This is a genomic window from Corynebacterium propinquum DSM 44285 (genome assembly GCF_000375525.1).
In the GTDB taxonomy this organism is placed as follows: Bacteria; Actinomycetota; Actinomycetes; order Mycobacteriales; family Mycobacteriaceae; genus Corynebacterium; species Corynebacterium propinquum.
Genome location: NZ_AQXC01000009.1, coordinates 104,350 through 127,214 on the forward strand (window position 1 = coordinate 104,350; position 22,865 = coordinate 127,214).

Annotated in this window: 12 protein-coding genes; 2 read left to right on the forward strand and 10 right to left on the reverse strand. The window is 58.0% G+C overall.

The window, feature by feature from the left end:
- The first annotated feature begins 35 nt into the window (after window positions 1-35).
- Window positions 36-1,211, forward strand: coding sequence for a UDP-N-acetylmuramate dehydrogenase (locus B142_RS0108635; protein ID WP_155860973.1), 1,176 nt, complete (start codon window positions 36-38; stop codon window positions 1,209-1,211).
- On the opposite strand, the gene B142_RS0108640 is transcribed toward B142_RS0108635, so the two are convergent.
- On the reverse strand, window positions 1,208-1,720 hold the full coding sequence (locus B142_RS0108640) for a hypothetical protein (protein ID WP_018121148.1): 513 nt from the start codon (window positions 1,718-1,720) through the stop codon (window positions 1,208-1,210). The genes B142_RS0108635 and B142_RS0108640 overlap by 4 nt on opposite strands.
- A gap of 48 nt (window positions 1,721-1,768) precedes the next feature.
- Window positions 1,769-3,007 carry an alpha/beta hydrolase gene (locus B142_RS0108645; protein WP_018121149.1) on the reverse strand — a complete coding sequence of 413 codons (1,239 nt, stop codon included), beginning with the start codon at window positions 3,005-3,007 and terminating at the stop codon, window positions 1,769-1,771.
- A gap of 179 nt (window positions 3,008-3,186) precedes the next feature.
- Here B142_RS0108645 and B142_RS0108650 point away from each other — a divergent pair, with 179 nt between their 5' ends.
- The gene (locus B142_RS0108650; RefSeq protein WP_018121150.1) at window positions 3,187-3,573 is read left to right on the forward strand and encodes a hypothetical protein; all 387 of its coding nucleotides are present in this window, start codon (window positions 3,187-3,189) and stop codon (window positions 3,571-3,573) included.
- Here the strand turns inward: B142_RS0108650 and B142_RS0108655 are convergent.
- From B142_RS0108655 to B142_RS12385, 8 genes are all read right to left on the reverse strand, one after another.
- Window positions 3,570-4,535, reverse strand: a complete 966-nt coding sequence (locus tag B142_RS0108655) for a polysaccharide deacetylase family protein (RefSeq protein WP_018121151.1) — start codon at window positions 4,533-4,535, stop codon at window positions 3,570-3,572. The genes B142_RS0108650 and B142_RS0108655 overlap by 4 nt on opposite strands.
- Window positions 4,536-4,753: 218 nt before the next feature.
- The gene (locus B142_RS0108660; protein WP_018121152.1) at window positions 4,754-14,017 is read right to left on the reverse strand and encodes a type I polyketide synthase; all 9,264 of its coding nucleotides are present in this window, start codon (window positions 14,015-14,017) and stop codon (window positions 4,754-4,756) included.
- A 175-nt stretch (window positions 14,018-14,192) separates the two neighbouring features.
- The gene (locus B142_RS0108665) at window positions 14,193-15,032 is read right to left on the reverse strand and encodes an ABC transporter ATP-binding protein (protein WP_018121153.1); all 840 of its coding nucleotides are present in this window, start codon (window positions 15,030-15,032) and stop codon (window positions 14,193-14,195) included.
- Window positions 15,033-15,088: 56 nt separating this feature from the next.
- Entirely contained in the window at window positions 15,089-16,198 is a 1,110-nt protein-coding gene (locus B142_RS0108670) for a FecCD family ABC transporter permease (protein WP_018121154.1), read from the reverse strand.
- Window positions 16,195-17,256 carry a FecCD family ABC transporter permease gene (locus B142_RS0108675; RefSeq protein WP_049149272.1) on the reverse strand — a complete coding sequence of 354 codons (1,062 nt, stop codon included), beginning with the start codon at window positions 17,254-17,256 and terminating at the stop codon, window positions 16,195-16,197. Before B142_RS0108675 ends, B142_RS0108670 begins: the two co-directional genes overlap by 4 nt.
- A gap of 110 nt (window positions 17,257-17,366) precedes the next feature.
- Complete coding sequence (locus tag B142_RS0108680) at window positions 17,367-19,919, reverse strand: GNAT family N-acetyltransferase (protein WP_018121156.1); 2,553 nt, start codon at window positions 19,917-19,919, stop codon at window positions 17,367-17,369.
- Window positions 19,916-21,334 carry a lysine N(6)-hydroxylase/L-ornithine N(5)-oxygenase family protein gene (locus tag B142_RS0108685; protein ID WP_018121157.1) on the reverse strand — a complete coding sequence of 473 codons (1,419 nt, stop codon included), beginning with the start codon at window positions 21,332-21,334 and terminating at the stop codon, window positions 19,916-19,918. The genes B142_RS0108680 and B142_RS0108685 overlap by 4 nt, the downstream gene beginning before the upstream one ends.
- Window positions 21,327-22,865, reverse strand: coding sequence for a pyridoxal phosphate-dependent decarboxylase family protein (locus B142_RS12385; protein WP_018121158.1), 1,539 nt, complete (start codon window positions 22,863-22,865; stop codon window positions 21,327-21,329). Before B142_RS12385 ends, B142_RS0108685 begins: the two co-directional genes overlap by 8 nt.

A 22,865-nucleotide genomic window follows, 5' to 3' on the forward strand; every position in this document is an offset into this window, starting at 1 on the left:
CTACAGACTACCCTGTGATAGTGATGAATGATTTTATGACTCAAGCAAATACGGCCTTGGATACCCCGGAGTTGCGCACGCTTGCCGACGCCGGCGTGATCGAACGCGTCGATGGCGTGGAATTTTCTCAGTTGACGACGTTTCATCTGGGTGGTGCCCCGCGGGCTGCCGTGCGCGTCACGACTGGTGAGGCCGCCGCGGCGGTGGTGCGCGCCCTGGATGCCGCTGGGGTGGAGTTGCTAATTGTGGGCGGCGGTTCCAATTTGCTGGTGACCGACGAGCCGCTGGATGTGGTCGCGGTGATTATGGGCGATGACCACCTGGAGATCGACGCCAGCACCGGTGTGTTGCGCGCGGGTGCGGGTGCTATCTGGGATGAGGTCGTTGCTGCCAGCATCGATGCCGGGCTTGGTGGGCTGGAGTGTTTGTCGGGCATTCCGGGTTCTGCCGGTGCCACCCCGGTGCAAAACGTTGGCGCTTATGGTGCGGAGATCGCGGATGTGCTCACCCGCGTGCAGTTACTGGATCGCTCGACTGGTGCGGTCGAATGGGTGCCTGCCAGTGCGTTGGATTTGGCGTATCGCTATTCCAATTTGAAGTTCACCGCACGTGGGGTGGTGCTGGCCGTGGAGTTCCAGCTGCGCACTGATGGTTTGTCAGCTCCGTTGCGTTTTGGCCAGCTGGCGGGTGAGCCGGGACAGCGCCGCGAGCCGGCGGCGGTGCGCGAGGAGGTGCTGGGCCTGCGCCGTTCCAAGGGCATGGTGCATGATCCGGATGATCACGATACGTGGTCGGCGGGTTCGTTTTTCACTAACCCCGTGGTGCCGGAGACGCTTGCCGACGAGATCACCCAGGTGGTTGCCGCCGAGTTCGGCGCTGATGCGGCCGCGGGCATGCCGCGCTTCCCAGTGGCCGCCAAAGCTGTAGCCACTAGTGATGCGGGGGCGGACGCCGAAAATACCGCCGATACCGAAACCCTGGTGAAACTGTCCGCGGCCTGGCTGATTGACCGCGCCGGTTTTGCCAAAGGCTACCCGGGCGACGACGCACCGGCGCGCTTGTCGACGAAGCACACCCTGGCCCTAACCAACCGTGGCGCGGCGCGGGCTGCGGACGTCGTCACGCTGGCCCGGGATGTGCGCGCCGGGGTGGAGAAGAAATTTGGGGTGCAACTAGAGCCCGAACCGTTGTGGATCGGGCTGGAGATCTAGCGCGGGACCTCGATGGTGACGGTTGCGCCTCCGTAACCGTGTTCTTGGTCGTGGCCTTCAATGGTCACTTCCTGGACATTGTCCGGGATCTCGAAGGGGCCGCGGGAGCGGGTAAATGGTTGCTCGTTGGCATGGTCGTGGCCGAGTTCGTGTTCGGCTAATACGTTGCCTTTTTCGTCGAGTACGCGCCAGCCGTCGGCGTAGCGTTCCGGGGAGTCATAGGGCGAGGACACCGTCACGGAGATGCGGTATTCGCCATTGGAACCGGAAAGCTCCGCTTCCAGGATGTTCGGGTGCTTCTGGTCGGCGTTCGACGCGGAGTTCTGTGCAGAGTCTTTCGCCTCGTCAGCCGCGCTGCCTGCGGCGTCGGTAGTGGATTCCACTGCGCTTGAGGCCTGCGAGGTAGCGCTACCGGCCACCTCGTCTGCGGTCTCCTGCGCGTTGGAACACGCGGCCAGCGTGAGCACGGACGTGGCGGCCAGGGCGGTAAAAGTGCGTGAAAGTTTCATGCTCGCCGAGTATAACTGCAGATCACGCCTCTAGAGACGGGGTTGTTACTACTCGCTCGGGGTCGGGTAGGTGTATTTGCCCTGGGTTACGCTGGCCCAGGCCACGGGCAGCTGTTGCTTGTAATACGGCCAGTCATGGATGCCGGTTGGTGCGAAATCGAACTCAATGCGGTCGTGCATCATGCCCTTTTCTTGCATTGACTGCTCCAGTTCGGTGGAGCACTGGTTGGTGAGTTTTTCCAGTGTGATGTTGCCGAAGAATGTCGGGATGCCTTCGGGGCGGGCCAGCTCGATGTCGCGCTCAGCGGCGTGGCCATTGGCGGAATAGATATACAGCGGCATGCTGGCAATGCCCTTGGGGTCGGCGACGACGTCGTTACGCAGGCGCTCCGGGGTTGTACCCGGGCCCCACATCAGGTCCGGGTTTCCGCCCATGACGCGCGAGGCCAAGTTGAAATAGGCACGGCCAGCGGTGCTGGTCGACGAATAGCACCCAGAAACCGAGAAGGTGCCGGAATACAGCTCCGGGTGCAGGTTGGCCAAGCGGATCGCCGCGGAACCACCCATGGACAGGCCGCCGATATAACGCTCGCCGTTAAAAGCGATGCCCGCCTGTTGTTCCAGCACGCCTGGCAGTTCCTGCGTCAGGAAAGTTTCCCACTTTGCCCGGCCCAAGTATGGGTCGGTGTCGTTCCAATCGGTGTAATTGGTGCCACCGGCTTCGACGGGCATGATCGTGGTGACGTGCTCGTTTGCCATGGTGCCCTGCACATCGCCCTTGCGCAGCCAGCCGGACTGGCGCGGGGCTGACACGCCGTCGAGAAGATACAGCATCGGTGCTGCCGTCTCGCGATCCTTGGGGTATTGCACCTGCACCTGGACGACGCGGCGCATCGCCGGTGATTCCACATAGAGGCGCTCGACGTCGAAACGCTCGTCCGGTTCGCGGTTGATCAGGCGTGGTTGTGCGAAATCCTGTTCTTTGTCGATGGTGTACGGGGTCTGCTCGCCCCACAGGTTCCACATTGGTAGTTGGTGCCAGGGAGTGTCATTCTGGAAGAACTGGATGACGTCTAGAACGTGGCCTTGGACGGCGGGGTCTTTGGACCACTCAGCCATTGGTTCCGATGAGCCGTCGAAGGCGATGCGCGAGCTGGTATCGCTGGAACCCAGTTGTGCGTGGGCCTGCGGGGTGGCGACGGTGGATGAGACAGCTGTGGCTGCAGGAAGACTGAATGCCGCGGTCAGAGCAAGAGCAGCGGCGCGCCGGGATAACGAGGATGGCATGGGTGGCTCCAGAAGGATTAGTCGTGGGGACGATGTCGCGGCGGCGTGGCGTGCTTGCCGACGAGCTTTGGAGACATCATAAATGGGGTCGCCGAGAAATGTAGAATCCCAAAAGCTTTCGCGAGTATCTGGGTACTCTAGGTTTATGTGATGCTTTAACCCCGGAGGTGTAATCCCCTATGGCGAATCAACAATCTCGTCTACATTCACAAGTTTTTGGATACAATGCTGCTCGCTGGGTTTGGACCGCAGTGACAGTAGCTATCACCATCTGGTTTTTGCTCATGATGAGTTGGGTGGCGTTTCCCTTGGTCATCGTGACGGCAATCGTCGTGTTGTTTCACATCGATACTCAGTTGGACCAGGAGCAGCAGACTCTAAAAATCAAAGTTTTGTGGGTCCCTGTAAAAACCTGCAATCTTGCAGATATCGAGGAAGCTGCCATCCCACGGGACCCTTTGCCATTGGAACGTAATACCTTCGGCGTGCACTTCATCGGAGGTGCATTGTCTATGCACGCGGGCGCGGCGAACTTGGCGCTGGAGATGAAAGACGGCAAAACCTAGCGGGTACCGTAGACCCTGCCAGGTTCCGGCGAGCCGTGCAGGCGATCCAAAGTCACTGGTTCTAGGCCTTTGGCGCGCAGCCCGTCGATGATGCACGTGGTCGCGTCTGCGGTGGTGTTGTGGATATCGTGCAGCAGTACGACTTCACCGCCGTCGGCTTGGTTGACCGTGCGTTCGCAGACTGTGTTGGCGTCGCGATCGCGCCAGTCGAAAACGATGACATCCCACAGTGCAACACCCATACCGTGTGCGCGGGCTGCCTGCACGACGTTGTCATTGTGAGCCCCGTACGGCGGACGTAGCCAGCGTGGTGTCGCACCCGTGACCGCCTGCACGGCCTTGGTGTTTTGAGAAATCTCAGTATGCACACGAGTTGGGCTGCTTAGGGCGAAGTTCACGTGCGTCGTTCCATGATTGCCGATGGTGTGGCCTGAATTGACGATGCGACGCGCCGTATCCGGCAAGGCATGCACCATCGGGGTCTGCACGAAAAACGTTGCTTTCGCCTGTTTCGCGTCGAGCGTATCCAGAATTCGGTTGGTCGGCGGCTGCGGGCCGTCGTCGAAAGTTAAAGCTACGCAATTCGAGCAATCACCGGCTGGAGTAACAGGAGCTGGTGGTTGATAACCAGGCTGCAAGTTTGGTGGGATCGGTTTGCTGCGTGGTTGCGGTGTGGAAGAAAGCTGCTGGACTTCCTTAGGCAAGGAAGCGAAAAACGCACGGTAGGCCTCGTCGGTGGAGTTATGGAAAAACTCTAGGATCTGTGATCCCAACTGGAACTGATCCCAGCGTGGCCCAATCGAACTACCGGGAAGAGCAGGTGCGGAAGAAGCAAGATTCACTACGGCACCAGAGCGCGCCGAATTGCTGGAACCCGCAGGATTAGCGTGTGCTTCGATCGGAGACGAAAACAAGCTCGCAATGATGGTGCACGAGCCGAAAATTACGGCGAGTTTCTTCATGCCTGGTGCCTTCCGGAAAATAGGGGAGTGGTTGGTGAACTGACTATAACAAGTTGCGGAAGTTATAGAAGTGAAAGAAACTCACTAGTGGTGCAAATAAAACTGAAGGGTCCGCCCTAATGGCCCGCAGCGCGGAAAATCAGGACGAACCCTTGTCAGTTAATAAACATGCCGGTGTCGGTTGCCGGCGCTGATTTTTAGGCCGAGAACCCTAAAACCTAATCCCTCCTGCCAGATTCACCAGCCGAACCCGGCAGCGGGTAAGTGCCGTCAGCACCCAGGCGAGCATCCTCGTCCAGCAACAGGGCGATCTCAGCTTCCTTCGCACCCCGCTCCGGCAAGCGACGGCCCTCAATCACACTGAACAACGCGCGGCGGCCAATCATGCCAGCCTCGCGGTGCGCGGCGCCAGCAGCCAGACGAGCATTCGCCCGCTCGCGCCAGGCACCGGCAGCATCCTCGCCGAACTGCGCAGCCACCGCAGCTTCGAAGACACCCGGGTGACCATAGACCACCACGGCACCGACGTGACCGAAACCGAGCGAGGTCAAGACGGCCGCTTTCACCGGGCGCCCGGCGTCGGCAAGCGATACGCCTTCGCGCAGCCACACCAGGTTCTTCGCCTTCGGCTCGATCAGCGGATCCACGCAATCCAGCGCCGCGTTGTGCGGCACCCGGCCGGTGCGGAAGACATCGATCAGCCCGCCGGTCTGGAACAGCGCGGCCCCAGCCTTGGAGTGGCCGGTCAGGGACTTCTGCGAAATCACAAACAGCGGCGCATCGGCATCACGGCCGACGGCTGGCCACAGCATGGAATGCAGCTCGGACTCGTTCGGGTCGTTGGCGTTGGTGGACGTATCGTGCTTGGACACCACGGTCACATCATTCGGGTGCAAGCCCAGCCCACGCAGGGACTTCGCCAGGCGCGAGTTCTCGCGGCCCCGTCCAGCGCCCAAGGCACCCAAGCCCGGAGCCGGAATCGAGGTATGAGCACCATCGGCATACGATGCCGCATGCGCAACCACCGCATACACCGGCAAGCCCAGCTCCCGCGCCAGCGAACCACGTACCAGCAGCACGGTTCCGCCACCTTCGGCCTCCAGGAAGCCACCGCGACGACGGTCGTTGGCCCGGGAAATGAAACGCTCGTCGATGCCCTGGTCGGTCATCTTCTTCGTCTCCGCGGTGGCATTCATATCACCGAAGCCGGCCAGCGATTCCACCTGCACGTCGTCGATACCACCGGCAACCACCACATCGGCTTTGCCCAGCTTGATCTTGTCGCAGCCTTCCTCGATAGAGACCGCCGAGGTCGCACACGCACCGATCGGGTGGATCATGGAACCGTAGCCGCCCACCAGCGACTGCATGGTGTGCGCAGCAATCACGTTCGGCAGAGCTTCCTGCAGGATGTCCGACGGGCGCTCTTCATCCAAGAAGCGGGACACAAAGACCTTGTGCAGCGATTCCATGCCGCCGATACCGGTGCCCTGAGTGGAAGCAATATCGCCCGGGTGGATCGATTGCAGCAGTTCCGCTGGGCTGAAACCGGCGCCGATGAACGCGTCGACGGCGGTGACCAGGTTCCACACAGCCATGCGGTCCAGCGCGTCGACCATGTGATCCGGGATGCCCCAGCGCGTCGGGTCGAAGTTATCCGGCATCTGGCCCGCCACCGTGCGCGTCAGCGTCGCCTTGCGCGGTACCTTCGCGGTAGCGCCCTGCAGGCGGGTGACCTGCCACTCGCCGTCGGTCTCGGCCACGCGGGTGAAGGCTGGGTCAGCAGCTTCGATATCGCGGGCCTGGGCTTCGGTTGGCACAGCGAAGGTGATATCGCGGTCCAAGAAGACCGTCGCCAAGTCGATCGAGCCCTGATCCTGCAGGTGATACTTATCCGACAAGGTGCGCACGCCAGCGCGGGCGACGACCTCATCGCGGAAGCGGGCATAGATGTCCTCTTCGGCGACTTCTGCACCGTTGGCGTCGTACCAGCCCGGGGTTGGGTCTTCGGCCCAGTTGACCAGGCCCGTCATCCAGGCCAATTCCAGAACACCGGCGGCGGTCAGCTCTACCGAGCCATCGCGCTGGATACCGTATTCCGCCTCGAAACGGGTGCGGCCCGAACCCCAGGACGAGACCTCACCGACGCCCGCGATGACGATCATGTCATCCAGGTCCGTGGTGATCTCCCCGGTGTCCACGCGCTCCGGCTGGGCTGGCACTGCAATATTCGGCAGGGCAGTAATGGTCGCCGGGGTAGCTGGGGCATTGGCTGCTGCTTCTGCCGCGGCCGCTGCGGCCGCTTCTGCATTCGCCGCCGCCTGCGCAGTCAACTCGGCCATGTTCAATGTGTCACCCAAACCGCCGGTCAGATCCAGGTGCAGCGGCTTCTGGGCGGCCTGCGCGCGAGATTCCGCGGAAGCCAGGCCCATCAACTCGTGGGAAATCTCCTCGGGGTTCCACACACGGATACCCGCAGCTTCCACCGCCGGAACCAGTCCGTCGTTGCCGGCCATCAGGTGCGTACCGGCTACCCAGCCGATCAGAACCTGCGCCAGGGTGACACCGTCGGACCAGCCAGCCTCAACCTTCCACTTGTTCATAATCGCATCCAGCGCGGCCTTGACCTCGCCATAAGCGCCGTCGCCACCGAATACACCACGGTTTGGCGAACCCGGAAGCACCACATGGCAGCGCTTGTCGACGCCAGCTTGCGCCAAACCGGCCAACCCCGCGATAGTGCGCTCGACGGACCACAACAGCAAACGCGTCTGGTTTTCCGCCTGCGGGCCGGCGTCGGCCAGCGATCCCGTCACCGGTGGGGCGGCGAATGGGAAGGCCAGAGTTGGGATCAAAGCTGGCTTGAGCAGCTTCACCTCGTTGCCAACGGATTCCACCTGCTCGGTGCCGATCCAGTTGATGACCGCATCGACATCGCGGTACGACGACAAGTTCGCCGGTACCAGCCACAACGCAGCACCCGGGACGGCGTGATCGGCATACAGCTTGCGGGCAAATTCCTTACGCGCTTGGCTCACGCGCGAAGCAGTCATCACGACGGTCGCACCACCTTCCAACAGGCGCGCGATCAAAGCAGTGGCAATCGAGCCCGGAGCAGCACCAGTAACCAAGGCAATATCCTCGGAGTAGGCGCCTTGCAGCTCGGATTCTGCCAGCGTGGCGATCTCTTCCAGCTCGCCCTGCCCGCCATTGGCCGCCCACCAGCGTGCCTGCTTGGCGACGGTCGTGCCGGTGCCGCGGAATCGCTCCAGAGCAATATCTGCTTGCCCCAGCGCGTAGCGGGCGAGATCTTCGCGGGCGCTGGCCCAGCGGTCGTCGAAAAGCACGGCCTTACGAGCATCAAAGACTGGCGTGACGGTTTTCACCCAGCCCGCGCCCAGCTCCGCCTCCACGGTTTCGAACAACGTGTTGTCGGTTTCCGGGGTTTCCGGCGCAGGCTCAGACAAGCCCAACTGCGCCAGCACGGTCCGCGCAGCCGTAGCCAACACGCCGTTTTCGCCGGTGACCTGTTCGGCGAATTCATTGAGCGCCGCGGAATCCACGACGGAACCACCACCGGCGCTGGCGCCACCGGTTGCTTGCGAAACAGCCACACCATGGCGGGCGGCCACCTGCTGCACGGCGGCGTCGACCAGTTCGTTGACCTCCGCCTTCGAGCTCGCCGAGGTGGGGATCGTCGATAGCGAACCACCGCGCACAGAATCTTCTTCGCGCGAACCCAGCAGGATTTCGGCTTCGACGTGGGCGATCCAGGATTGTGGCAGGGCCCAGGTGCTGGTCACGCGTTCGCCGACGGCGGCTGGCTTTGCACCAGCAGCACCGGTGAGCTGGCGCAGGCGGGAACCGATGGCCTCGCTGAGCACCGAACCAAACGGGCTGTAGCCCGGGGCGGCGGTGGCGACGCGGCCGCGCAGGGTGGCGACATCGGCATCGGCAGCACCGTCGATGGCCGGAACCCCCAGCTCAGTGGACATATCCATGAGCAGCTGGTTACGGCGCGAGGACACACCGTTGGTCAGCTCTTCGACCGTATCGGAATCGTTGATCTGATCCAGACGGATCTTATTGGAAAACGCGAACAGCGTCATGATGGCTTCGGCGGCGGTGAAGCTGAGCTCGCCGGCCGGGGCTCCGCCGCCAGCGCTGGCATTGGTGTTTTGGTTCGCGCTGGTGCTTGTCGACACGCTTGCTGGGGCTGCAGCGGCTGACTCGGCTGTATCGGCTGCGGCGTTTGTGGTGACTGCACTGTCAGAACCCGCCTCCGACATCGGTGCTGGGTTTTCCGTCGGACGTGCCGCATCGGCACCGACCTCCGGCGACTGGCTGGCTTGATCTGCAGCCGCGCTGCTGGAGTCATCATCGTCATCCAGCTCGGTTGGCGCCTCGGTGACGTCGGCAAGCATGACTATATCTTGGTCCCGCTCGACGTTGTACACCGGCAAACTCACCCCAGCCACGGCCATGGAACGCTGCGCCAGGTTGGTCAACGTCGGCGACGAAGCCAAGCCAACCTCGATGATCTGGTCGACGCGACCAAACAGCAATTCCTGGGTTTCGATCCAGCGCACCGGCGAAGCAAACTGCCAGGACAACAACTCGATCAGCAACAGGCGGGCGAGCTTCTGCGGCTCCATCGTGGCGGCGTCGATACCGTCCAGGCGGCCAGACGGGGCCAGAGCCGCGGTGGCGTCCACGAAATCCTGGGTGAGCGCAAACGGGCGCGCCACCAGGTTCGGTACGTAGCGTCCGACCAGGGCATCGAGATCCAATGTCTCCGGCAGCAACTCGTCGAGCTTCTCGGCAAAGGCCGGTACGCCGTCGCGCAGCACGCGGGAGTGGAATGGCACATCGATGCCCGGGACAGTCACGAAGGCACGTGGGGCAATGGCTGTGGCGCGCTTGGCCAATTCCGCCAGGCCAGCCTTGGTGCCAGCAATGGAATACTGCTGGCCGGAGATGTTGTAGTTGACGATCTCCAAGAACTCGCCGGTTTCCTGCGCCACCTGCGCCACATAATCCTGCACCTCATCGGCACTGACACCGATCATGTTCGGGCGCAGCGCACCCATGCCGTAATTGGAATTGCCGTGCTCGTCGCGCTCGACCAACGTGCCCATCGCGGAACCACGCGAGTAGACGATGTCGATGACAGCTTCCAAATCGAAGATATTCGCCAGCGAAGCCAAGGCGGTGTATTCACCCAGCGAGTGCCCGGCATACATGGCGCCAGTAGCCAGCGCATTGTTTTCGCGCAAACGCTCAGTTTGGCCATAGGCGACGACGGCGAGTGCGACCTGCGTGAACTGCGTCAGGTGCAAAACGCCCTGCGGGTGGCGGAACGTGGTGCCGCGCACCTTAAGCTCCGTCGGGTTGTCGTCGATGATCTGGCGTATGGAGAAACCATGCTGGGTGCGGGTGTGGTGATCCGCACGGCGCCAGGCCTCACGCGCAGCTGGCGAGGCATTGCGATCGCCGCGGCCCATACCCTCTGCCTGCACACCCTGGCCTGGGTACACGTAGGCGGTCGCCGGTTGTGCCAACAGCGCCTGGCCGACGGAGACGACCTCGCCGTCGATGCGGCAGGTGACTTCCAATGCCGTGTGGATGCCAGCGCGGCCTACACGCTCGGCGGTGATTTCCACCTTGTCACCGAGTTGGACCATCCCGAACATGGAATACGTCCAGCTGGTGACCGTGCCGTGAGTATTAGCCAGGTGCTGGGCGGTGGCGGAGAGCCACATGCCGTGGACCAGGGCGTCGTCAAGATTAACCAGGCGAGCGGCGTTGGTTGAGGTGTGGATCGGGTTGTAGTCGCCCGAGACCAGCGCGAACGGGGTCATATCCTGCGGCGCGGTGACGGTAGCGCGGTTCACGAATGAGCGCGGGGTGGACTCGACTTCGCGGGCTAGTGCGGCACCGCCCCACTCTGGGGCAGGCGCCGGAACGCTGGCACCGGTGGCGCGGCCGCGGATGGCGAACCGCTGCATCTGGGTAGCCACCAACTCGCCGGATTCGTGATCGCGCAATTCCAGTTCCACGGTGACGATGCGCCCCGCGTTGGATTCGTCGATCGCCGAGCACCACGATTTCACGTCGATCCGGCGCGCATTGCTCTCACCTTTGCTGCCACGAGCAAGTTCGTGGAGCGGAACCCGCAGGTCAATGACGTGGTTCAGGTGCACGGCATTCAGCAAGCCCTCGATAACAGGGTAGTCCGTGCCAGCTGGCTCACCGTGCTCTTCGCCGATGCGGCCAGAGCCCAGTGCGGTATAAATCGCTGGCCACGCAGGGCCCACCAGCACATCCGGGGTGCCCGGGGCGGTGGTGAGTTTGTCGCCCAAACCAGCGCCAGTAACTGCGGTGTGCGCCTGCAGCAGGGTGGTAGGCAGAGTAAAGGAATCTTCGGCATAACCGAATGGGTACTGCTCGCCGATCGAGCCTTCCACGATGGCAGGCAAAGCAGTGATCTCATCGCCGGATTCGGAGATCGAACCCACACCGGCCAAACCAGCCAACAGGTCAAAGACGGCACCTGGCAGGCGATCATGGTCGACGACTGGGCTAGCACCCGTGGCGACGGCGTCGGAAAGATCGACGGGGATGGACACAGACTTCACATAAAACGGACGCTGGAATTCTGGCAGATCATCCCAGTAGGAGTCGGTGTTGATGCGGATGGAATACTGCGGGGCGGCCTCGGTGCCGTCGTTGACGATGTCGAAGGCCTCGGCCGGCAGCTCCACGGCAGGGTTAGCGATGGTGTGCCCATGCCACTCCAGGCTTGGGGCCTGGCGCAAGAATTCCTCTGCGGTTTTCGCATTACCCAGGCGTGAGTACTGCTCGGTTGGCTCGACGCCAGCCTGCTGCAAGGCCTCGGTGGTGCCGGTTTCGAACCGGGCCAGCAACTCGGCGACGGGCTCGTCGACCTTGGTAATGCCCGCAACCGAGACCGGCCCCGGGATGATGCGCACGGCGTCGGCGTCGTAACGATCCTCCTGCGCCTGCCACAGGGTGTCCTTGGAGAACCACTTCTTCAGATCCCCATCGATGGCGGTGGTCCACGGCATTGGCTTGTTGTGCTTGTGGTTCAGCGAGACAAACCAGGCAGCATCGCGGGCCGCGACGGTGGTGGTGGCAGCCTGCGGGAAAGCGTCGAGCAGCGTGCGCAGGTTGGCTGGGGCGTCGGCGACGGAATCCAGGTCCGGGAAGAGGGTGTCGATCTCGCCATGATCGGACGGGTGCAGACGCGCCTCGATGCGGTGCAACAGATCAAACCAGCGATCCTGCCAGGTTGGGTCCATGAACGGGAAGGCCAGGTTAACGAAGCGCTCCAGCCACTGCTGGTAGGTCATGGTCTCGACGTCACCGAAATACGGCTTGGAGGTCTTGGCCAGCGCGGCGATGATCTCGTCGCGGTGATCCTGATACTCAGCCGGATCCAGCGAGGTGATCAGCCGGGCGGCAGCGGCGAAGGAGTTATCGATTTCGTGGAGATCCGCCAGCAAGTGCGACTGCCCGGAAGCCACACCACCGTTGGCGCGACCGCGGCCGACCCAACCGCCATTGGTATCCGGGCTGATACCCGGGGTGTCAACGAGCAGCTGTTTGACCTGCGGGGAAGTGGTGGCTTCTTTGGTGGCCATGGCGACCGTGCCGACGAATACGCCATCGACCGGCATGCGCGGCAGAGAATACTTCTGAGACCACGTACCAGTCAGGTATTCCGCAGCACGTTCCGCCGAGTAAATGCCACCGCCGACGGTGATGGTGACGTTATCGCGCTCGCGGGCAGCGGCGTAGGTGTCGATAAGCATCTCATCCAGATCCAGCCAAGAGTGGTGGCCGCCGGCGTGGCCGTCCTCGATCTGCAGAATCAACTGGTGCTCCGGGTTGGCGTCTGCAATGGCCAGGATGTCGCGGATCTGCTTGGTGGTGCCCGGTTTGAAGGAAATATATGGGAAACCGTCGGCGCGCAGCTGCGCGAGCAGTTCGGTGGCTTCGTCGGCTTCCGGTACACCAGCCGAAATGGTGACACCAGTAATCGGTGCGCCGTTCGCGCGGGCCTTCGGGACGATGCGCGTCTGGCCAAACTGCAAGTTCCACATGAAGCGATCGAAGAACATGGTGTTAAAGGCGACGGTGCGTCCAGGCTGCAGCTGGCGGATCAGCGAATTCTTCAGCTCAGTGAACAGCTCTTCGGAATACATTCCGCCGCCGGCCATCTCCGTCCAGAAACCGGCATTGGCAGCAGCGGCCACGATGGTTGGGTCGACGGTGGTTGGCGTCATGCCGCCGAGCATGATCGGGGACAAACCGGTCAGCGCAGAGAACTTCGTTTGCGTGTACGTCTTGCCATCCGGCAATGTGACCAGGCGCGGGGCGAACTCGGACCAGTCGCGCGCAGTAGGCAATTGCGCGCCGGGGGTAGCGAGGTTATCGCGTTGCGACGGCGTCCAGGCCGGGACCACACTCAGGCCGGTGCCCGCAACCAGCGGGGTGGTGAGTTTGGCCAGGCCGTCGTCAAGAACCAATGTGTGGCTGATGTGTTGGTCGACCATCTGGGCGGTCTGCGCGGTCCAGTCGAATGGGTGGACCAGGATCTCGCGGACGACGGTGGCGATATCGGTGTCGCCGAGGTCCAGTTGGCAGGCCTTAGCCCACTCGATGGTGAGGTCTGCGGCTTCGGTGAGGCTGTCGTGGTGGAAAGGCAGCGCGACCGGTAGGTAGGTGAAGTTCGGAGTAAGTTCTGAGCCGCCGAATTCGCGGGCCTCCAGGGCGTCGTTGTAGGCGCTGGCGCGTTCTGTGACGTTGTTTTCGACCGCTGCGAGCTCGTCCGGGGTGCCCGAGACAACGAAAGCGCGGGTGCCGTTGACCACCGAGATGGCGGCCGAGCCGGTGTTGCTGAGGCACGTGTCGACGAATTCGCGCGGCAGGTCGCGGATGAGCAGCATGTGCGAGCGGGAATCAGTGGAGCCGTGGGCGACGCTTGCTGCTGTGCCCATCAGGATGGCCAGGGCAAGAGCGTGGACTGGGTGTTTGATGGCGGCGATGCCGAGGCTGCCCTGGGAATGCCCGAAGGCAGGGGAGTCGGCGTCGAGAGTGAGGCCTAGGTCGCGCAGTTGATCAATGGCGGCCAGCTGGCTGAGTACGATGCCCGGGATGCTGACGGCTGGGAAAACGTCATTGGCGGTGTTCGCGGCCGTTTTGGAGGTGCTGGCGCCGGTGTCTTGGGAACCTGCGTGCACGAGCGCTTCCAGGCGCTCCATGGCTCCAGGGACAGTGGAAGCAATGGTGCGGGCGTAAGGGCTGACCAGGCTGCGGGCCTGGGTCAGGTAATTGTCCAGGCGGCCGACGGCGTGGTGGCTGGCAGCGGCGTTATGCAGCTGCTTTTCCCATTCCGAGGCTTGACCAGCAAAAATGATGGCGGGGGCGCGCATGGAATCAAGCGGTGTCAAAGACATGCAGTGGCATCCTTTACAGAAAATATGAGGAAACGTTCATGTTGTCTTTGGCTACCGTAGTGCATGCGAGTTATCTCACGCGGATAACTCGCGGGAAATGTGAGTAAATTCTCATGATTTTGTTTTAGAAACCACTTGTGTGGGGTGGGGCGTTGCTGAATGGGGTGGCAGGGTTTTACATGCCCGGAGGTGCAGCAGGCACGATTAGTGGAACCGTAGTGCCACGTGCTTCAGACATGACTGGGTCAGGGTTGACGTGGGCATCCAGGTTGAAGACTTCGCTGAGTAATTCAGGAGTGATGACCTGAGCAGGGCTGCCACTGGCGTGTATTGCGCCATCTTTCATCACTACGAGATGATCGGAATAACGGATCGCAAGGTTGAGATCATGAAGCACCATAACGATGGTTCGACCCAAATCATGCTTCAGGCGCGTGACCAAATTCAGAACGTCGATGGAATGCGAAAGATCCAGGTAGGTAGTGGGTTCGTCTAAAAACAACACATCGGTTTGTTGTGCAAGCACCATGCTGATCCACACTCGTTGGCGTTGGCCTCCAGATAATGCCTCTAGCGAGCGTTCAGCTAGATGTGCAGTGTTCGTGAGTTCGAGTGCGCGCAGCACCTCTTGTTCATCGGCAGCGGACCACTGGTTGATCCACGACTGGTGCGGGTGGCGTCCGCGTGCGACCAGATCCGAGACTAATAATCCCTCCGGAGCACTGGGGGTCTGAGGCAAGACACCTACAGTTTTTGCCAGGTTTTTACGCTTCATTGTGGTCGCGTCTTTACCGTCGACGGTCACCGTGCCTTGGCGAAGGGGAATGAGTCGGGAAACTGCGCGCAAGAGGGTAGATTTTCCACAACCGTTGGGGCCGATGATGGTGGTGATTTCTCCACTTGGGAAATCCACTGAAAGATCATCGATGATGATGTTATCGCCATAACCGACACAGATATTTTGCGCATTGACGCTGACACCACGGTTAGGGGGCGTAGAAATTGGATTGTTCATCGTTTTATTCTTAGTGTCTTATTCTTAGTTCTTGTTACGAGTTGTTTTTAATCTGATCATGACGACCTAGACCGCTTGAGATTCGAGCTGATAAGCAGGTAGAGAAGGAATACACCACCAAAAGCGGAAGTCACGATGCCAACCGGGAGATCTACGGGGATATTCGTGCGAACCACGAGGTCAGCTCCTAACAGCAAGATTGCGCCCATGAATGCAGAAGCGACCAGTGGTGGTGTGGAGAGCTTGGTGATGCGTACCGCCAACTGCGGTGCGACAAACGCGACGAATCCGATCGGCCCAGCTGCAGCCACGGCGATTGATGCCAGAGTTACTGCGATAACCAAAAAAGTTAGCTGTGTGCGTGAGACGCGAAGGCCAAGTGCTGCGGCGAGATCTTGTCCAAGCACGGCAGCAGTGAGTGTGTACGCCATCCAAGCTAATAGCGGGACGCAGATGAGGATGACGAGTGCTACCGGAACCGCGCGGTCCCAGTTAGTCGAATTGAGGGAACCTGCTAACCACTGTTGCGCAGTAGCGGCATCCCGTAACTCTGCTCGTGTCATCAAAAAGCCGATATAAGCATTCATGAGAGCCGTGATAATGATTCCGAATAGCACCAGCCGATAGGCATCGAAACTGCCCCGTGATGAAAGGATCCAGACGACAGCACCAGTAATGAGACCACCAGCCAGTGCTGCAAGGGGTAAGCCGAAGGTGGCAACCTTTCCGGATACCGCAGCAAAAGCTCCAACACCTCCACCGAAGGTCAGCACGGTCACGGCGGCAGCAGAAGCGCCAGAGGTAATACCAAGTATGTCTGGACTAGCAAGTGGGTTGCCAGTCACTGATTGAGTTAGCGCACCAGCCAAACCCAGAGCAAAACCTACTGTGAGTGCTGTTAAAGCCCGTGGCATACGCCAATCGAAAACTGCGATACGTTCAATACGAGAACCGTCGCCAAGGAAAATTATGCGCAATACCTCAGGGACAGTTAAAGGATAATCGCCGATGGCGATCGAAGCAGCAAAGATGATCACTGCTGCGCAGATCATCGCGATGGTGCTAAAAAGAACCCATGGGCGCCAGACCAGAGAGATACGCCCCTTGCGTAGCGCTGGCCGCCCCGGCACCACTGGACGGGACAGTAGATGTGGTGAGTTCGTCATAGAGCAACTACCTTCCGCCGATAAATGAGGTACATAAAGAATGGCGCACCGACGAATGCCAGTACGATTCCCACTTGTAATTCACCCGGGCGGGCAATGAGACGGCCCAAAATATCTGAAAGCAACAGCAAGCTAGCACCGGTCAGCGCTGAATATGGAAGAATCCACCGGTAATCAGGCCCGCACAGACTACGAGCAATATGCGGTACAACCAAACCAATGAAGCCGATCGGGCCCGCGGCCGCCGTGGCAGCTCCCGCAAGTAACGCGATGACCACCATGCCGGCCAACCGAGCCCGGTAAGTATTGACGCCAAGCGCACTAGCTGCGTCGTCGCCAAGATTCAGCAGATTCAACGTAGGCGCGGTTGCAAGTGCAACTATGAGTCCGACCGCGATAAACGGCGCGGTGCCCCAAAAAATTGAAAGATCCCTGCCAGATAATGCGCCAACGCTCCAGAAGCGCATCCGGTCCAGACTGTTGTCGTCGATGAGTGTGAGCGCAGTGGTCATGGAATGTAGCACCGCTGTTAGCGCAGCGCCGCCAAGGATTAACGTGAGTGGATTGATCTGTCCCCCACCCAGCGAGGCAAGACCGAAAACTAATGCAGTGGCAAGAACTGCACCACAAAAAGCCACGACGGATGTGCTCAAGGCAGAAGTGAGTCCAAACGCGAAAAAGCCTAAGACGACAGCGAATGCTGCGCCCGCTGAAACACCCAATAGTCCTGGGTCAGCCAGTGGGTTTCGGGTATGGCCTTGGATTAATGCACCTGCGACACCGAGTGCGGCACCGACAAATAAGCCGATGAGGGTGCGGGGCCAGCGGAGATCTGCGATAACGCGAGCGTCCGCGGAACCAGACTGAGGTTCGTCTAGCAATGAAGGTAGATTAATTAATGCTTGCACGGCATCAGCGAACGCAATAGGCCGGGCACCAAAAAGTAGACTAGCGAGTAAAGCAGCGGCGAGGAGAAGAGCGAGTGCTAGCAACCCTGTAATGCGACGAGTGCGCAGGGACCGCGATGACCGCGTATATTCTCGCGAGTTCTTGCGCATGCTACGTCTCGAAGATAATCTTGTCGATTTCATAGTAAAGACTAACTTATTAGATCATTGAGCCCAGTGATAAACCTTAAGTCTTGGAACAAACACGCGAGTGGCACCATTTAGACACCGTGCAGAGGATTTTCCAGTTCACCAGCGTAGATGAGCGACGAATCTTGGTCACCAAGAGTAACCATAGTATGAGGGTTGCGAAGCTGTAACCGGTTTAGCGTTGAATGTCGGAATCTCGGTGCCAATAGAGCTTGCCAAAGCCTTGCCTGCCGAGAGTCTCCGGTAGTTAGTTCAGGATGATCTTTGGCATATACGGAGGCAACGTGCCGAAGCTGTTCCCAAAAGACGTCTTCCTCGAGAATTGCATGATCGTCAAGCAGTGCTGCGAGATGGCGGAGAACGCCGTCAATAACATCAGTATGTATAGAAAGCGCCTGCTGGGATAAATCTTCGGGTGAGTCAGAACCGCAGCGAGCGCGCAATCGTTCTAGTCCAGAAGGAACCGGCGTTTCATTCGACACCACGGCTATTTCTTCGCCAAGGTCCTTATGATAAATGCCAACCGGTTTATTCTGATTGAGACGTAAAATGACGTTTTCCGTATGAGGCATGAAAACAATTCCGTAACGCACCAGTGCATGAATGAGAGGGCGAACGTACAGAGTCAAAAGCTGGTTGATCCAGTCAACAGCCGATAAGCCGCTCTGATTAATCCAGGCACTTATAAGAGGTAATCCTTCGTCATCAGAGTGAAGTATGCCCGCTAGCGTAGATAAAGTGTCGCCGTCATCCAATGCGGGAGTGGTCTCGGGGCTGAACGGAGATTGTCTCCATAATGCAGCGGTCATTTTAGTGTGAGAACCGTCGTTGGTGACGCGATGGTAAACACTGCCTGTATATCCTACTGACGCAATCTCAGGGAGAAATCCAATGCCTGATTGGAAAAACTCTGGATCATCTCCGATTAAATTCAGCAGCCAGAGATTAACTCGTGGAGTTGACTCCATGTAATGTGCAGAAAGCCCGCGAGTAAAACCCATGTTACGAACTGCGACGGCGGTTTTTACGTATGGTGCAGCTGGAGTAGAAGTGTTGAAGAAAGTGCGCAGAGATTGTTGTGGGCGGTAGGCTTCCCCTTCTCGACCGAGTGGAACAATTCGACCGGCAGCTAAATCAGCGGAGAATGTGGTGGTAAAACGTTGCTCCCACTGCCAAGGGTGAACAGGTAGCGGGATGTAGTCGTCCGGACTAAGGCCAGCTAGTCTACAGCGGTCTTTAAAATCCGGAACCAGAGTCAATATAGCTTCGTTAGAAGAATGAGAAGACCCTGATTCTTGAGCCCTCTCGTATTCGATTGTCGCGAGATGTGCATAGTTTTTGTCTACGGCACACCAAACAAGATCAGTAGTACTACTGAGTTCTGGCGAGAAAGCACGGAGTTGAGTTTCGCCCATTCCTCCGCGACCGGAGTTAGCTAAGAAGCCAGGGTGACCAATTACCATCGCAGATTCAATTGTCTGGAATAGCTCTGCAGGATCTCGAGTAGCGTCGGCCAGTTCAGTAGATGTTGGCCGTGGAAGGGCTAAAGTCCGCGCACGTGCGGCGAAAGTTGCTGAAATTTCTTCGAGGTACGTTTCGCGCGAACTTTCTGCGATACCAAGTTGCTCAGCTGCATCAGCGATACCTGTAATGATATCGGGTGTCCAAGTGAGATCTGCTGGATCGTGGATGCTGAGCGGATCTACGCTGAGATGAAGCAATCTATGCTCGCGAGCCCGAAAAATCAGTTTCCGGGATCCCCAGCTGACTTGATAGGAACGCCATCCGCTGTGATTGCCATCGTTAGACTCAGTCTCATCAGCAGACTCTTTGATCTTTCGCGGGGATATAAGTCTTTCATGGGTGAATTCCCGCAATGCTTTGGCGAAAAGTTCGCGGTGTGCTGCGTCAGCGGTTTTGGCTAAATGGCCGATACCGAGTGTTACGGGGCTGGATGAATCTGTGGGCTTAACTAACTCCCAGGGGGTAGGCGCAATAGGATAACTCAGAGGGGCATTCGGCGAGCCCAGAAAATCAGGACGTGTGCAATATTGGATTAACGCGGTTTTCGGTTTTCCGGACATCGTTAAGGTTGTTGTGAGCCCTGGTTGGGTGAATCCTGTTCGGGCATTTTTTCGATGGATTCCCAAATTAGAGACATCAGGCTCGACGACGATTCGGTTCACTTCACCGTGGCTAAAAATCCAGCGGACTAGAGCAGAGAAGATGTTATCGGTCAGTCCATGGATGCTCTTGCCTATGGGAGGCGAAACTAGGATGTGCATCCCGATATCGCCTTCATGGAGAGTGAATTCAGAACACGTGTTAAGTACAACGTGCTTTGGGTCGTAGGTTTCCGAAAGAGCAATCGGATTTCCGTCGAGATATAGTAGCCAAGCCTGTTCAGCATTGCTTGTTTCGATGCGTCGGTATTCTGCCAAAATCTCTTGTTCACTGGCATCTAAAGCACCCCAAAAGTGCGCACGAGGATGAGTGACCCATGTATGTAGTGTTTTAGCATCCTTCGTTGGTTGCACTGGGCGAATATTGACTGTCCCTAACGAAGTATGCATTGCACCAGGAGTCAAGCTGATTGGGTGGCAGGATTGTTGTGATTTACTCATACGTTTTCTCCTCCAAATTGTTGGAAAGTCCAGGAATCTTCCACTTCGTAGACTGTGCGGCCGCATATGTTGTTGAGAATGATTGAGTTCCGCCAAGCTCCCATTCCCAAGTCTGGGGCATTGAGGCTATGGGTATGTTCTTCGGCATTGAGCACGTATAAGTCACGCCGCTGGTTAACCGTAAAATCGAGATTTACGTCCAGACGTCCTTGTTTGTCTGTGTTGATTTCGCCTGCTTCCGCAGCGGTAATCAAATGCGAAGGTATGGCAGGGCGTCCGTAGCCTGTAGCGAGGATGACGGCATCAGTCGCATGTATGTCGGCATTACCGGTTTCGTTGTTGGTCAGCTTCAGTAGTATTTGGCTCTCCGCGGCCTGCTCGTTGATGTGTCGTTCGTATGAGCTTTTGAGATCACTTTCTGTGAACAACTCCACGGTGACATCAGGGCGTAGCTCTCCGCGTAGCGGAGTGGTAATGGACAGTTGATATAACGTGTCATAAATATCGTTAACTAAATCGCCGGAGATGCCCTTGTACAGGTTTCGCTGTTGGCGATTAATCTGATCGCGTCGCGCTTCTGGAAGCCTGTGGAAGTGGCGCACGTAGTCCGTACTAGTTAACTCCAAGGTGAGCGCAGTGTATTCCATTGGGAAGAAACGGGGTGATCTTGTTAACCAATTAAGACGGCGACCGGTTGCCGCGAAGGGCTCCATCAGGTGACGATAAATTTCTGCTGCAGACTGGCCGGAGCCGACGATGGTCAATGACTGTATATCTTCACTGTTCGATAAACGTTCTGCATGAAATAGGAAGTCAGAACTGTGAATAATGTTTTTGGTCTGATTTCTAGATTCGACAAGATTGGGTTGGAGCGAAGTCGGGACGTAAGGTTGAGTTCCCGTTCCGTTGACAAGATTCTTCGCAAGTACGGCCCTGGGGTTTGTGCCTCCAACTTGGACTCGCCAAAGTCCGTCTTTCGTTCGATGAACATCTGTTACGGGGCTAGACCATTGGAGCGTGCTAAGTTGGCCTGCAACCCAGGCGCAATAATTAGAGTATTCCGTACGATATGGGTAAAAAGATTCGCGAATGTAAAACTGATAAATTCGCCCCTGTCTTTTTAAGTAGTTTAGGAAGCTCCAAGGGCTGGTGGGATCGGCCAGACTGACGAGGTCCGCCATGAAGGGAACCTGGATCGTAGAGTTTGGAAACATTACGCCAGGGTGCCAACAAAAACCTTGATTTTCGTCGAAAAAGATGGCTTTGAGCTCATTCGATTGCACCAAGGGGTGTGCGAGTGCCGCCATTCCCAGATTGAAGGGCCCGATGCCGATCCCGACAATGTCGAAAACTTCATCGGCAGCAACGCGCTGAGTTATATTAGTTGACGGTTGTTCGTGGATTTTCTTAGTCATCAATTTCCTCCTTGCTTTGTAGTTTGGCGCATTCATCTGTTCCAGCCGCACAAATTTTCTCTAATGCGTAGCGAATATCATCCTTAGTGAGACGTGGGTTCAGTATTGTGAATTTCAGGTAGGTTTTGCCGTTGCGCCTGGTGCTGGCTATGACGAGTTCATTCGCGTTGAACAACTGACGACGGATTGCATCGTTGATTTTGTTGATGACTTCGGTCTCCCGCATACAAGTGTGTGAGCTTGGACTACCTGGCAGTGATGGTAGGAAACGGAAAAGGACTGTGCTCAATGTCGGGGTAGTGAGTAATTCTAGTTCCGGAAATTCATGAATTAGCTCCGCTGCATCGGTAGCAATTTCGCAACATCTATCGAATGCTTGGCCTAGCGCTTTGGGTCCGTCGGCTCGTAGGCTGAGCCACAATTTGAGTGCATCGAAGCGTCGGGTTGTTTGTAATGAGCGGTTTGCAAGATTCAATCGAGTGTCGGTCTCTGGATTAAGGTAATCCGAATGCCAAGTGACGTGTTCAAGTTCAGTGAGGTCGCGATAGATCAAAGCTGAACATGCGACTGGTTGGAAAAACGTTTTATGAAAGTCAAGGCTAAATGAATTTGCTTGGTGAAGCCCAGAGAGTAGTTTTTGGTTTTTATCGCTAAGCAGCAGGGCCCCACCGTAAGCACAATCTACGTGAACATAAATTCCGTGCTGCTGTGCTATCTGGGTTGCTTGTGCAATCGGGTCAATTGCTCCTAGATCTGTTGTGCCTGCAGTAAGGGCTAAGCAGGCTATGGTGTGTTTGCCATCGGTCTCGATTAAGGAGTTGATTGTGCGGCGGAGAGAGGAAATTTTTAGTGCACCATCCGAATCACAGTCGATTGTAATGACAGCTTCCTTTGGAAGGCCTAAAATATGGGCGGAGCGCGCAATAGAATAATGCGCTTCTTCGGAGCAAAGAACTCGAAGGGAGTCTAGACTCGATCCCGAGTTCAAAGCTTTTTCACGGGAAGTGTAAAGGGCTTGTAAGTTTGACTGTGTACCACCTGAGGTAAACGTCCCAGTTGCGTTATTGGTGCTCATTCCTGCGGAGGCAGCGAACCACTTTATGATTTGGTCTTCGATGATTGCTGCGCCGCGTCCCTGATCCCAGCTTTCGACTGCAGTATTCAATCCTGCAGAAATGGTCGCTCCGGCGAAACCTGCTGCTGTTATAGGGCAATTTAGATGCGCAAGATAACGTGGGGAATCGTACCGGATAGCGTGTGATACCCAAAGATCATTGAGTTCTTTTAGTGCTTCGTCTAGCGACCCCAGTGGTGTGTCAATTTCTACAGCATTGAAAGCTGCAGAAAGTTCGTCGACGCCAAGGTCCTTGTTGGGACAAAAAGTCTCGGGTGACGGGCTAAATGTCGGCGCGAGGGCTTGATTAAGTGTTTGTCCGGCGGATGACAAGGCGTGTTGATGGCTATAGCCGTCGCCCAGGAATTGTAATCCTGGTTGTGCTTGTGGGGCGAACTTCCGGGAGTATGAATCCAT